This window comes from Escherichia sp. KTE31, assembly GCF_000407925.1.
GTDB classification, from domain to species: domain Bacteria; phylum Pseudomonadota; class Gammaproteobacteria; order Enterobacterales; family Enterobacteriaceae; genus Escherichia; species Escherichia ruysiae.
The window spans coordinates 1,238,447-1,250,877 of record NZ_KE136722.1 but is presented as its reverse complement, the minus strand read 5'-3'; the positions used below and the strand labels follow the sequence as shown (position 1 = coordinate 1,250,877).

At 54.1% G+C, this 12,431-nt stretch carries 12 protein-coding genes; 7 read left to right on the top strand and 5 right to left on the bottom strand.

Annotated elements, in window-relative coordinates; all coding sequences use genetic code 11:
- Positions 1–2 precede the first annotated feature (2 nt).
- The gene (locus WES_RS15120) at positions 3–524 is read left to right on the top strand and encodes a metal-dependent hydrolase (RefSeq protein ID WP_016159141.1); all 522 of its coding nucleotides are present in this window, start codon (positions 3–5) and stop codon (positions 522–524) included.
- A 35-nt stretch (positions 525–559) separates the two neighbouring features.
- Here WES_RS15120 and cysS read toward each other — a convergent pair whose 3' ends face one another.
- Positions 560–1,945, bottom strand: a complete 1,386-nt coding sequence (gene cysS, locus WES_RS15125; RefSeq protein ID WP_016159142.1) for a cysteine--tRNA ligase — start codon at positions 1,943–1,945, stop codon at positions 560–562.
- A gap of 173 nt (positions 1,946–2,118) precedes the next feature.
- Between cysS and ppiB the strand changes: the two genes are divergently transcribed.
- From ppiB to purK, 4 genes are all read left to right on the top strand, one after another.
- Positions 2,119–2,613 (top strand): peptidylprolyl isomerase B, encoded by a 495-nt coding sequence (gene ppiB, locus WES_RS15130; RefSeq protein ID WP_000256002.1) that lies wholly within the window; start codon positions 2,119–2,121, stop codon positions 2,611–2,613.
- Positions 2,614–2,615: 2 nt separating this feature from the next.
- On the top strand, positions 2,616–3,338 hold the full coding sequence (gene lpxH / locus WES_RS15135; protein ID WP_016159143.1) for a UDP-2,3-diacylglucosamine diphosphatase: 723 nt from the start codon (positions 2,616–2,618) through the stop codon (positions 3,336–3,338).
- Between the two features lie 116 nt (positions 3,339–3,454).
- Positions 3,455–3,964, top strand: a complete 510-nt coding sequence (purE, locus tag WES_RS15140; RefSeq protein WP_001295318.1) for a 5-(carboxyamino)imidazole ribonucleotide mutase — start codon at positions 3,455–3,457, stop codon at positions 3,962–3,964.
- Positions 3,961–5,028 carry a 5-(carboxyamino)imidazole ribonucleotide synthase gene (gene purK / locus WES_RS15145; RefSeq protein ID WP_016159144.1) on the top strand — a complete coding sequence of 356 codons (1,068 nt, stop codon included), beginning with the start codon at positions 3,961–3,963 and terminating at the stop codon, positions 5,026–5,028. The genes purE and purK overlap by 4 nt, the downstream gene beginning before the upstream one ends.
- Positions 5,029–5,146: 118 nt before the next feature.
- Here the strand turns inward: purK and WES_RS15150 are convergent, their stop codons facing one another.
- Genes WES_RS15150 through WES_RS15165 form a run of 4 tightly spaced genes read right to left on the bottom strand, consistent with a single transcriptional unit; the run spans position 5,147 to position 9,799 of the window.
- On the bottom strand, positions 5,147–6,040 hold the full coding sequence (locus tag WES_RS15150) for a carbamate kinase (RefSeq protein WP_016159145.1): 894 nt from the start codon (positions 6,038–6,040) through the stop codon (positions 5,147–5,149).
- The gene (locus WES_RS15155) at positions 6,037–6,852 is read right to left on the bottom strand and encodes an oxamate carbamoyltransferase subunit AllH family protein (RefSeq protein ID WP_016159146.1); all 816 of its coding nucleotides are present in this window, start codon (positions 6,850–6,852) and stop codon (positions 6,037–6,039) included. Before WES_RS15155 ends, WES_RS15150 begins: the two co-directional genes overlap by 4 nt.
- Before the next feature lie 10 nt (positions 6,853–6,862).
- Positions 6,863–8,122 (bottom strand): YlbE family protein, encoded by a 1,260-nt coding sequence (locus WES_RS15160; protein ID WP_016159147.1) that lies wholly within the window; start codon positions 8,120–8,122, stop codon positions 6,863–6,865.
- A gap of 9 nt (positions 8,123–8,131) precedes the next feature.
- The gene (locus WES_RS15165; RefSeq protein ID WP_016159148.1) at positions 8,132–9,799 is read right to left on the bottom strand and encodes an acyl-CoA synthetase FdrA; all 1,668 of its coding nucleotides are present in this window, start codon (positions 9,797–9,799) and stop codon (positions 8,132–8,134) included.
- A 316-nt stretch (positions 9,800–10,115) separates the two neighbouring features.
- On the opposite strand from WES_RS15165, the gene allD reads away from it, so the two are divergent.
- Both allD and allC read left to right on the top strand, forming a co-directional pair.
- A complete protein-coding gene (gene allD / locus WES_RS15170) occupies positions 10,116–11,165 on the top strand; it encodes an ureidoglycolate dehydrogenase (RefSeq protein WP_016159149.1) in 1,050 nt (349 codons plus the stop codon).
- A gap of 21 nt (positions 11,166–11,186) precedes the next feature.
- On the top strand, positions 11,187–12,422 hold the full coding sequence (gene allC / locus WES_RS15175; RefSeq protein ID WP_016159150.1) for an allantoate deiminase: 1,236 nt from the start codon (positions 11,187–11,189) through the stop codon (positions 12,420–12,422).
- Positions 12,423–12,431: the final 9 nt, after the last annotated feature.

Genomic DNA, 12,431 nt, shown 5'->3' with positions numbered 1-12,431 from the left:
TCATGCCAACCGTTATTACTCACGCCGCCGTTCCCCTTTGTATTGGTTTAGGGTTGGGGTCGAAAATCATCCCACCGCGTCTGTTATTTGCCGGAATCGTCCTGGCGATGCTGCCAGATGCCGACGTATTGTCGTTTAAATTTGGCGTTGCTTACGGCAATGTTTTTGGTCATCGCGGATTTACCCATTCGCTGGTATTTGCGTTTGTTGTCCCGTTGCTATGCGTACTTATTGGGCGTCGATGGTTCAGGGCTGGGATGATGCGCTGCTGGCTATTTTTAACCGTCTCGTTGCTATCGCACAGCTTGCTGGATTCGGTAACCACTGGCGGTAAAGGGGTTGGTTGGCTGTGGCCGTGGTCAGATGAACGCTTTTTCGCTCCCTGGCAGGTGATTAAAGTCGCGCCGTTTGCATTGTCTCGTTACACCACGCCGTACGGGCATCAGGTGATTATTTCTGAATTGATGTGGGTGTGGTTGCCGGGAATGGTGCTGATGGGAATGCTGTGGTGGCGCAGGCGATAACCGGATGCGAGAACTCGCATCCGGCAATAGAGTAATTACTTACGACGCCAGGTGGTTCCTTGCGGACCATCTTCCAGCACGATCCCCATCTCGTTAAGACGGTCACGCGCCGCATCTGCCGCCGCCCAGTCTTTCGCTTTACGGGCATCCAGACGCTGTTGAATTAACGCTTCAATCTCAGCCACTTCGCTGTCGTCTGCCTGCGCGCCGCTTTGCAGGAACGCTTCCGGTTCTTGCTCCAGCAGACCCAGCACGGCAGAGAGTTTACGCAGGTGAGACGCCATTGCGTTCGCCGCTGCCATATCTTCTGCTTTCAGACGGTTCACTTCACGCGCCATATCAAACAGCACGGAATAGGCTTCCGGGGTGTTGAAATCGTCGTCCATCGCCTCAATAAAGCGCGCTTCAAACGCTTCGCCACCGGCAGGTGCAACAGTTTTGTCTGTGCCACGCAAGGCAGTGTAGAGACGCTCCAGCGCCGAACGCGCCTGCTTCAGGTTCTCTTCGCTGTAGTTCAACTGGCTACGATAGTGACCGGACATTAAGAAGTAACGCACGGTTTCGGCGTCGTAGTATTTCAGCACATCGCGCACGGTAAAGAAGTTACCCAGCGATTTCGACATCTTCTCGCGGTCAACCATCACCATGCCGGAGTGCATCCAGTAGTTTACATACTGACCATCATGCGCACAGGTGGACTGGGCAATTTCGTTCTCGTGGTGCGGGAACATCAAGTCAGAACCGCCGCCGTGGATATCAAAGTGGTTACCCAACTGTTTGCAGTTCATTGCTGAACACTCAATGTGCCAGCCTGGACGACCCGCGCCCCACGGAGACGGCCAGCTCGGTTCGCCCTCTTTCGACATCTTCCACAGAACGAAGTCCATCGGGTTGCGTTTGTCGTCGACCACGTCAACGCGCGCCCCTGCCTGCAACTGGTCGAGATCCTGACGCGACAGCACGCCATAAGTCGGATCGGTCGGTACGTCGAACATCACGTCGCCGTTGTCCGCCACATAAGCGTGACCTTTGGCGATCAGTTGTTCAGTGAGTTCAATAATTTCTGCGATATGGTGCGTCGCGCGCGGCTCCATATCCGGGCGCAGAATGTTCAAAGCATCAAAATCTTTGTGCATTTCGGCGATCATGCGATCCACCAGCGCCACAAAGCTTTCGCCATTTTCATTGGCGCGCTTGATGATTTTATCGTCGATATCGGTAATGTTGCGCACATACTTCAGCTTGTAGCCGAGGAAACGCAGGTAGCGTGCAACCACGTCAAAGGCAACAAAGGTACGCCCGTGACCGATATGACAGAGGTCGTAAACGGTGATTCCACACACGTACATGCCGACTTCCCCGGCGTGAATAGGCTTAAATTCCTCTTTTTGGCGTGTCAGAGTATTGAAGATTTTTAGCATCGAAGATTCCGTTTAGACATGTGTGGGTAATTGAGTTGCGTATAATACCCATATTTCCCGCGCGATTCAGCATACATTGCGAGATGATCCGATCGTGCGGTTATGCTATAACACCACCCTATATATGACCCGAACCGGGTTGAAGCACCAATCAAACGGAACAGGATGCAAAAATGGTTACTTTCCACACCAATCACGGCGATATTGTCATCAAAACTTTTGACGATAAAGCACCTGAAACAGTGAAAAACTTCCTGGACTACTGCCGCGAAGGTTTTTACAACAACACCATTTTCCACCGTGTTATCAACGGTTTTATGATTCAGGGCGGCGGTTTTGAACCGGGCATGAAACAAAAAGCCACCAAAGAACCGATCAAAAACGAAGCCAACAACGGTCTGAAAAATACCCGTGGTACGCTGGCAATGGCCCGTACTCAGGCTCCGCACTCTGCAACTGCACAGTTCTTCATCAACGTGGTTGATAACGACTTCCTGAACTTCTCTGGCGAAAGCCTGCAAGGTTGGGGCTACTGCGTGTTTGCTGAAGTGGTTGAAGGCATGGACGTGGTAGACAAAATCAAAGGTGTTGCAACCGGTCGTAGCGGTATGCACCAGGACGTGCCAAAAGAAGACGTTATCATTGAAAGCGTGACCGTTAGCGAGTAATCGTGGCGACACTCTTTATTGCAGATCTTCATCTCTGCGTGGAAGAACCGGCGATCACCGCCGGTTTTCTGCGTTTTTTAGCGGGGGAAGCCCGCAATGCCGACGCGCTGTATATTCTTGGCGATCTGTTTGAAGCATGGATTGGCGACGACGATCCCAACCCACTCCATCGCCAGATGGCGGCAGCAATCAAAGCGGTATCCGATTCCGGCGTTCCCTGTTATTTCATTCATGGCAACCGTGATTTTCTGCTCGGCAAACGCTTTGCCCGTGAAAGCGGCATGACGTTATTGCCGGAAGAAAAGGTGCTCGAACTTTATGGTCGTCGGGTGCTGATTATGCATGGCGACACGCTGTGCACCGATGATGCGGGTTATCAGGCTTTTCGCGCCAAAGTCCACAAACCCTGGCTGCAAACACTGTTCCTCGCCCTGCCGTTGTTTGTGCGCAAACGCATTGCCGCGCGAATGCGAGCGAACAGCAAAGAAGCCAACAGCAGTAAATCGCTGGCGATCATGGACGTTAACCAAAACGCGGTGGTCAGTGCAATGGAAAAGCATCAGGTGCAATGGCTGATCCACGGGCATACGCATCGCCCGGCGGTGCATGAATTCATCGCCAATCAGCAACCTGCTTTCCGCGTCGTGCTGGGTGCCTGGCATACCGAAGGTTCGATGGTGAAAGTCACGGCGGATGACGTTGAGCTAATCCATTTCCCGTTTTAATAACGCACAAGTTTGCTGATTCCACAGCCACGCAACCGTTTTCCTTGCTCTCTTTCCGTGCTATTCTCTGTGCCCTCTAAAGCCGAGAGTTGTGCACCACAGGAGTTTTTAGACGCATGTCTTCCCGCAATAATCCGGCGCGTGTCGCCATCGTGATGGGGTCCAAAAGCGACTGGGCTACCATGCAGTTCGCCGCCGAAATCTTCGAAATCCTGAATGTCCCGCACCACGTTGAAGTGGTTTCTGCTCACCGCACCCCCGACAAACTGTTCAGCTTCGCCGAAAGCGCCGAAGAGAACGGTTATCAGGTGATTATTGCGGGCGCAGGCGGCGCAGCGCACCTGCCAGGCATGATTGCCGCCAAAACGCTGGTGCCGGTGCTGGGCGTGCCAGTACAGAGCGCCGCACTGAGCGGTGTCGATAGCCTCTACTCCATCGTACAAATGCCGCGCGGCATTCCGGTGGGTACGCTGGCGATTGGTAAAGCGGGCGCGGCAAACGCGGCGTTACTGGCAGCACAAATTCTTGCGACTCACGATAAAGAACTACACCAGCGTCTGAATGACTGGCGTAAAGCCCAAACCGACGAAGTGCTGGAAAACCCGGACCCGCGAGGTGCGGCATGAAACAGGTTTGCGTCCTCGGTAACGGGCAGTTAGGCCGTATGCTGCGTCAGGCAGGCGAACCGTTAGGCATTGCTGTCTGGCCGGTCGGGCTGGACGCTGAACCTGCGGCGGTGCCTTTTCAACAAAGCGTGATTACCGCTGAGATCGAACGCTGGCCGGAAACTGCATTAACCCGCGAGCTGGCGCGCCATCCGGCCTTTGTGAACCGCGATGTGTTCCCGATTATTGCCGACCGTCTGACTCAGAAGCAGCTTTTCGATAAGCTCCACCTGCCGACCGCGCCGTGGCAGTTACTTGCCGATCGCAGCGAGTGGCCTGCGGTGTTTGATCGTTTAGGTGAACTGGCGATTGTTAAGCGTCGCACTGGTGGCTATGACGGTCGCGGTCAATGGCGTTTACGCGCCGATGAAACCGAACAGTTACCGGCTGAATGCTACGGCGAATGTATTGTCGAGCAGGGCATTAACTTCTCTGGTGAAGTGTCGCTGGTTGGCGCGCGCGGCTTTGATGGCAGCACCGTGTTTTATCCGCTGACGCATAACCTGCATCAGGACGGTATTTTGCGCACCAGCGTCGCTTTTCCGCAGGCCAATGCGCAGCAGCAAGCGCAAGCCGAAGAGATGCTGTCGGCGATTATGCAGGAGCTGGGCTATGTGGGCGTGATGGCGATGGAGTGTTTTGTCACCCCGCAAGGTCTGTTGATCAACGAACTGGCACCGCGTGTGCATAACAGCGGTCACTGGACGCAAAACGGCGCCAGCATCAGCCAGTTTGAGCTGCATCTGCGGGCGATTACCAATTTGCCGTTACCGCAACCGGTAGTGAATAGTCCGTCGGTGATGATCAACCTGATTGGTAGCGATGTGAATTATGACTGGCTGAAACTGCCGCTGGTACACCTGCACTGGTACGACAAAGAAGTCCGTCCGGGGCGTAAAGTGGGGCATCTGAATTTGACCGACAGCGACACATCGCGTCTGACCGCGACGCTGGAAGCCTTAATCCCGCTGCTGCCGCCGGAGTATGCCAGCGGCGTGATTTGGGCGCAGAGTAAGTTCAGTTAACTGGTGCTCATTTTCTTGCCGGATGCGGCGTGAACGCCTTATCCGACCTGCGGAAGTGATGATATTTCCAGGTCGGATAATCAGCATCGAATCAGGCACAAATGTCTACTGCCTACGACTACAGCGAAATACAGGTCCCCGCCTCGCCCGCCAGCGTCTCTTCAATTCGCGATAACGCCCCAATCCACGCGGGTTTGCCACGGCTTCTGACATAACCACTCACCGCCGTTACCTTCGGCCCCATCGAACCATCGGCTTTGGCAAATGGAGCTAACTCATCCGGTGTAGCATGGCGAATGGCACGTTGCTGCGGCGTTCCCCAGTTTTCATATACCGCATCAGCATCGGTGAGGATCACCAGTCCATCGGCATTAATCTGCTCGGCGAGCAACGCAGCGGCGAGATCTTTATCAATTACCGCTTCACTCCCTGCCCCGTCATCCGTTACCGGAACACCGCCGCCACCGCTGCAAATCACTACATGCCCCTCTTTGAGCAAAAGTTCGATGGCTTCGCTGTCGAGAATTTTACGCGGTTGCGGAGATGCCACCACCCGGCGCACATATTTGCCATCGCGTTTCATCTGCCAGCCGTAAGCCGCTTCCAGTGCCTCTTGTTCTTCTGGCTGATAAACCGGACCAATAAACTTCTCTGGCTGCAAAAACGCCGGATCATCCGGCGAAACCTCAATGCGCGTCAGCACCGTCGTGACAGGCGGCATCTGCGGCTGTGCGCTCAAACTCTGCGCCAGCATATAGCCAATCATCCCCTGGCTTTCCGCCACCAGCACATCCAGCGGATACGGTTCTACCTCTTTCCACGCCAGATTCTGTAACGCCAGCAGCCCCACCTGCGGCCCGTTGCCGTGAACAATCGCCAGCCGATAAGAACGCGCCAGGCGCGCCAGCGCAGGTACAGCACTGGCGATATTGCGATATTGATTTTCTGCCGTCAGCGCCTCACCGCGCTGAAGCAAGGCATTGCCCCCAAGAGCTACAACCAGAGTTTTCATGGTGTTCCTTGTAATAATTGTTGACCCAGCCAGAATCCCAGCAACGTATCTGCCCCTGACGTATGCCCCAGCGCCAGCAGCGAATCAATCGCAACAGCGGTACGTTTCGGGCAACTCAGAGCATGAACAAAGTGCAGGAGTGGCGAGGCGAAATATCCTTGCGCGGCATAACGTAAATAACTGACGCTCACCGCCGTGGTAACGAGTTGAAGATTGTCGGAACAGGCAAAAAACTGGCGACCGGAGCGCGTATCTAAAGCGCCATAATACCAGGCCGCCAGCAGCATTCCGCTCAGCGTGTCATCATGACTTGGCGTTAATCCGGGGCCTTTACCCAGCCAGTGCCGCCAGTCGGTCTTCACGCCATTGAGCGCGGCCTGAAAACAGTGGCGAAACTGGCGTAATTCAGCGGGCAGCGGATCGCTTACCGCCATCGCTAGTGGTCCAAAAAGCCCGGTTTCCTCCGCGCGTTGCATCCATGCAGCGGCAAGCGGTTGAGGATGTGCAGGCGGCGTAATACGCAGCAAACAATAACGCTGTGGCTGTTTAACCGTGAAACGCCCGAGGCGAATCCCTTGAGCCACAACCTGTGGTCGTTCATTGCCGCATAATCCACCGCATAACGCATCGAATTGCGCGCGGCGAAGCACCCATCCTCCGGGGCCGAAACCACTACCCTGACGATGCAGCGTTAACAGTTCGCCGCTTTCCGTCATCAGGTTAATCGCCCGTCGCCACACTCCCGCTAACCGCCATGACTGGCGATAATTCGGTGCGCTACGGCTGGCAAGCAGAGGATGGATGATCGTCATTGCGCGCTCCTCAACCAATCCCCATGCTTTCAGCCAGTGCTTCCAGCGCCTGTTCAAAACACGCCAGCGGTGCCCGCACGGTGCCTGCACCAATCTGCCCGATCCCCGCTTCTTTATGGGCGATACCGGTATTGATAAGCGGCGTAATACCCGTTTCTACCACGCGCCGAATATCCAGCCCCAGGCACGCGCCCTGAAAATCCCAGCCGGGGATCTGCAACTGCATATTGCGCTCAAGGAAGATTTCCGCCATCTCTTCAGAAACTGTCCTGGCAGCCTCCATACCACCCGCACCGACAAAGCGCGTTACGCCAGGGGCGGCGATCATTGCCGCACCACCGATACCAAAGGTTTCGGTAATCGCGCTATCGCCCATATCCGGGTTCGCCTGCTCCTGCGAGAAGCCGGTGAAAAACAGACCTTGTGGAGTGTTTACCGGCGCAGTAAACCAGCGATCGCCCAACCCACTCACCCGAATCCCGAACATATTGCCGTTGCGGGTCATAGCCGTAACGATGCTGCCTGCGCGGATCATCGCGCCAGCATCCATCGCCGCCTTGCAGTAAGCCATCGCGAGGTTGAGGAAGAACTGATCGGTCACGCTGAGGAAATCCATCACTTCGGCGATGTGCTGTTTATCATGATCGAGTCGGGCTATTTGTGGGGCCAGCGCACGCATTAACAATGCTGAGGAAGCAATATTGCGTTGATGGAACTCATCGCCCATCGTAATGCCCTGCGCCATCATCGCGGTGAGATCGATACCGCGCTCCATGCGCTCCAGCGCGGCGCTTAATACCGGCATTAACACATCGCGCATCCAGCGGTGACGGGTCAGGACATCTTCGCCGTAAGCGCCAAAACGCATCACTTTCCCGATGCCTTCATTCAGGTTGCAGTACGCCCGGTTGCCGTCGGTCACGTTCTCGACCACCAGCATCGGCATACTGGCAGAAGTAATGCCGCCCATTGGCCCGACGGCATTCACATGGTGACAAGGAATAAAGTTCACTTCCCCTTGTTCAAGCATTGCCAGCGCCTGCGCTTCATCTTTCGCCCAGCCTTCAAACAGACATGCCCCTACACACGCCCCTTTCATGGGGCCAGTCATCTCCTGCCAGCGCATTGGCGGCCCGGCGTGAAGCAGTGTTTTGCCCTGGTTTAGTTCGCTGATAAGTGAAGAAGCCGGTTGCACATCCAGCCAGTGTGGACGAGCGCGACGAATTTGTTCGATAACCGCAGCATTGGCTTGCGCCACTGATGTAAACATGGGAACCCCTTATTGCAAACGTTCTAATAAACGAGCCAGTTTTTTATTGCCGCCAGCGACTGGCGCCCATTGGTAATGCACGACCGGTTTGCTGGCGCCTTGTAGTTCCAGCGCAAAACTGCGTAATCCGGCATTAATCACCGCGACGTTTTCCAGTAATGACGGTGTGTGTTGCTGTGTGGCAGGCGAAAGCGGATGAATCAGTGCCGCCGCCAGCAAGGTGGCTTCCGGCAGCGAACTCACTACCGCAATCCCCGCATCTTCCAGCGTGGCGATTTGTTGCGATCGGCATTGCGGGTCACGTTCGGTGCCTGTCACCGTAGCAATGGCATACAGTGGTTGATTGTCTGAACGCGCGGCACAGGCTTTTTGCCAGGCGCTTACCAGCGAGGCAGCAGGATCGGCGGTCGCGCCGAAGCCAATCACCACATCAAGCAGCAATACGCGCACTTGCGGTTTAGCGCCGAGATCGGCAATTAAGTGGTTGCGTAAGGTTGGGTCGATCATCGGATGGGGACGCCCGACGGTGTAGAAATCATCGCCGAGGTCAATAATCTGGTGGCCATCGGCGTCCAGCATCATGCCATGTTGATGGGTATCGTCGGCTGCCACGCCAAGGTGCCCGGCAAGTAATCCCGCCGCTTCGGCTGCCAGCGTACCGCCGGTATACAAACCGCAAATAAATCCGCTGCTGGCAGGCGCTATTGCATTACGTCGCGCCGTAACGCGTGAAAGCAGGCAAGCCAGACGCGCGGCCTCATCCAGCGAGGAGGCAAACCAGATATTTTCGTCACGAGTCACCGCCGGGGTATAACCTAAAAACAGCGCCACCGTCGGTTTGCCGGTTGCTTTCATGGCATTAACAATTTTCAGACGCACAGCGTCGGCAGGTGGTTTTGAAACAAATGCCAGCACCTCGCTTTTCTCGTCTGCACTGAGCATTTCCAGCGCCGTCAGTGCACTGATGCCGCCCACTTCACGGCTGAGATCGCGCCCGCCAAGACCAATCGCGTGAGTAATACCCTCACCTGCCAGTGCAATCTGCGAACACAGTTCCTGAATCCCTGTACCAGAAGCGCCAATGACACCAATGTTGCCTTCCGGCATCACGTTAGCGAAAGCCAGCGGCGTGTCAGCAATCATCGACGTACCGCAGTCCGGCCCCATCACCAGCAAGCCTTTTTCCCGCGCGCGGGTTTTGAGTTGGATTTCATCTTCCAGCGTGACGTTATCGGAGAACATCATCACGTTGAGGTTGCGATCCAGCGCCTGATTCGCCAGCTCTGCCGCGTACTCGCCAGCCACTGAAATCAGCGCCAGATTGGCATCGGGTAATTTCTGACAGGCACTGTCCCAGCGACGCACCTGCGTCAACGCCTGGCTGCTGCCTGTTCCCTGTGCCAGCTGTTTTAGCGCCTCTTCAAGCTGCTGCATAATCGCCTGCGCGATCCCCGCATCCGCCGCTTCGCTACGAATTGCCACGCAAATATCGTTCGGCGTGGCGTTATTAAAATCGTCATGCCAGAAACCTGTGGTATCTAATAACGCTTTATTGGCAGGCGTACCCATCATTACGGAAACATCATCAACATTTTCTGATTCGCTGAGTTTTCGTGAAATAATCATTAAACTGACCGAATCCTGAAAACACCCTTTTTTAATAAAGGCGTGGATCATAACAACTCCTTAAAAATTGCACCCATGGCAATTGCACGAGCAGTGTTAATGTGGCGATTACGGTATCGATGGACGGTGACAAATAAGGTGATGAATATCACACAGAGATTATTAGAAAAAGAATTTAAATAACCGCCAGACTATTACGCGTTATTTTTTAATAAGCGTGGTTGTTTTAAAAATCAGGTTAAAAGAAGGACGATTATCAAATAAATTCTAACTATATTTTTTTGCCTGTCTGGATCACATAATCGAGATATTTTCCCTGTATGTTAATTGCAGTCATGCTTCACACCATCGTTAAAAAGGAAGACAGATGAAAATCAGTCGGGAAACACTCCACCAGCTAATCGAGAATAAACTGTGCCAGGCTGGGTTAAAACGTGAGCACGCTGCAACCGTGGCTGAAGTATTGGTTTACGCCGATGCCAGAGGGATCCACTCTCATGGCGCGGTACGCGTGGAATACTACGCAGAACGCATTTCAAAAGGCGGCACCAACCGCGAACCGGAGTTCCGTCTCGAAGAAACCGGGCCGTGCTCGGCAATTTTACATGCCGACAATGCCGCCGGGCAGGTCGCCGCAAAAATGGGTATGGAACATGCCATCAAAACCGCCCAACAAAATGGCGTTGCGGTGGTCGGCATCAGCCGGATGGGTCACAGCGGCGCAATCTCTTATTTTGTGCAGCAGGCAGCCCGCGCCGGATTGATTGGCATTTCGCTGTGCCAGTCCGATCCAATGGTGGTGCCGTTTGGCGGCGCGGAAATTTACTACGGTACTAACCCACTGGCCTTTGCCGCGCCGGGAGAAGGCAACGAGATCCTTACCTTTGATATGGCGACTACCGTACAGGCATGGGGAAAAGTGCTCGACGCCCGCTCGCGTAATATGTCTATCCCGGATACCTGGGCGGTCGATAAAAACGGTGCACCAACAACCGATCCGTTCGCGGTACATGCTCTGCTTCCCGCAGCCGGACCGAAAGGGTATGGCCTGATGATGATGATTGACGTCCTCTCAGGCGTGTTACTCGGCTTACCGTTCGGGCGCCAGGTTAGTTCGATGTATGACGATTTACACGCCGGGCGTAATTTGGGGCAATTACATATAGTTATTAATCCGAACTTTTTCTCCTCCAGCGAATTATTCCGTCAACATCTTAGCCAGACCATGCGCGAATTAAATGCCATTACCCCCGCGCCCGGTTTTAACCAGGTTTATTATCCCGGACAGGATCAGGATATTAAACAACGCAAAGCCGCCGTCGAAGGCATCGAAATTGTTGATGATATTTACCAGTATTTAATTTCCGACGCGCTTTATAACACGTCATACGAAACGAAAAATCCCTTTGCGCAATAATTATTGAGACAGGACTTTCCTATGATTACACATTTTCGTCAAGCTATAGAAGAAACGCTGCCCTGGCTTTCCTCTTTTGGCGCTGACCCAACCGGCGGTATGACCCGTTTACTTTATTCGCCGGAATGGCTGGAAACCCAACAGCAATTTAAAAAAAGAATGGCAGCAAGTGGGCTGGAAACACGTTTCGATGAAGTGGGGAATTTATACGGTCGCCTGAGCGGCAGCGAATATCCACAGGAAGTGGTTCTGAGCGGTTCGCATATCGATACCGTGGTCAACGGCGGTAACCTCGACGGGCAATTTGGCGCGCTGGCGGCGTGGCTGGCAATTGACTGGCTGAAAACGCAATACGGCGCGCCGCTACGTACTGTCGAGGTGGTGGCGATGGCGGAAGAAGAAGGCAGCCGCTTCCCGTATGTCTTCTGGGGCAGTAAAAATATTTTTGGTCTGGCGAATCCCGACGACGTGCGGAATATCTGTGATGCCAAAGGAAATAGTTTTGTCGATGCGATGAAGGCTTGCGGATTTACTCTGCCGAACGCCCCACTAACTCCGCGTCAGGATATTAAAGCCTTTGTCGAACTGCATATCGAACAGGGCTGTGTGCTGGAAAGTAATGGGCAGTCAATTGGCGTAGTGAATGCGATTGTCGGACAGCGCCGCTATACGGTGACGCTGAACGGCGAATCAAACCATGCAGGCACCACGCCGATGGGTTATCGTCGTGATACGGTTTATGCGTTTAGCCGCATTTGCCATCAGTCGATCGAAAAAGCGAAAAAGATGGGCGATCCGCTGGTGCTGACCTTTGGCAAAGTGGAACCGCGCCCAAATACGGTTAACGTAGTGCCGGGTAAAACCACGTTCACCATTGATTGTCGCCATACTGACGCTGCCGTGCTGCGCGATTTCACCCAACAGTTAGAAAACGACATGCGGGCGATTTGCGATGAAATGGACATTGGTATTGATATCGATTTATGGATGGACGAAGAACCGGTGCCGATGAACAAAGAGCTGGTCGCCACCCTGACGGAACTGTGTGAAACAGAAAAACTGAACTATCGGGTGATGCACAGTGGTGCCGGGCACGACGCGCAAATTTTCGCGCCTCGCATACCGACCTGCATGATTTTCATTCCCAGCATTAACGGGATCAGCCATAACCCGGCGGAACGCACCAATATTAACGACCTTGCCGAAGGGGTCAAAACGTTGGCACTCATGCTTTATCAACTTGCCTGGCAGAAATAAGGAGTTATA

Coding starts and splice junctions, on each gene's coding strand:
- allD (WP_016159149.1), top strand. CDS start 10,116: ATGAAAATCAGTCGGGAAACACTCCACCAGCTAATCGAGAATAAACTG.
- purK (WP_016159144.1), top strand. CDS start 3,961: ATGAAACAGGTTTGCGTCCTCGGTAACGGGCAGTTAGGCCGTATGCTG.
- ppiB (WP_000256002.1), top strand. CDS start 2,119: ATGGTTACTTTCCACACCAATCACGGCGATATTGTCATCAAAACTTTT.
- allC (WP_016159150.1), top strand. CDS start 11,187: ATGATTACACATTTTCGTCAAGCTATAGAAGAAACGCTGCCCTGGCTT.
- WES_RS15160 (WP_016159147.1), bottom strand. CDS start 8,122: ATGTTTACATCAGTGGCGCAAGCCAATGCTGCGGTTATCGAACAAATT.
- cysS (WP_016159142.1), bottom strand. CDS start 1,945: ATGCTAAAAATCTTCAATACTCTGACACGCCAAAAAGAGGAATTTAAG.
- WES_RS15120 (WP_016159141.1), top strand. CDS start 3: ATGCCAACCGTTATTACTCACGCCGCCGTTCCCCTTTGTATTGGTTTA.
- purE (WP_001295318.1), top strand. CDS start 3,455: ATGTCTTCCCGCAATAATCCGGCGCGTGTCGCCATCGTGATGGGGTCC.
- WES_RS15150 (WP_016159145.1), bottom strand. CDS start 6,040: ATGAAAACTCTGGTTGTAGCTCTTGGGGGCAATGCCTTGCTTCAGCGC.
- WES_RS15155 (WP_016159146.1), bottom strand. CDS start 6,852: ATGACGATCATCCATCCTCTGCTTGCCAGCCGTAGCGCACCGAATTAT.
- WES_RS15165 (WP_016159148.1), bottom strand. CDS start 9,799: ATGATCCACGCCTTTATTAAAAAAGGGTGTTTTCAGGATTCGGTCAGT.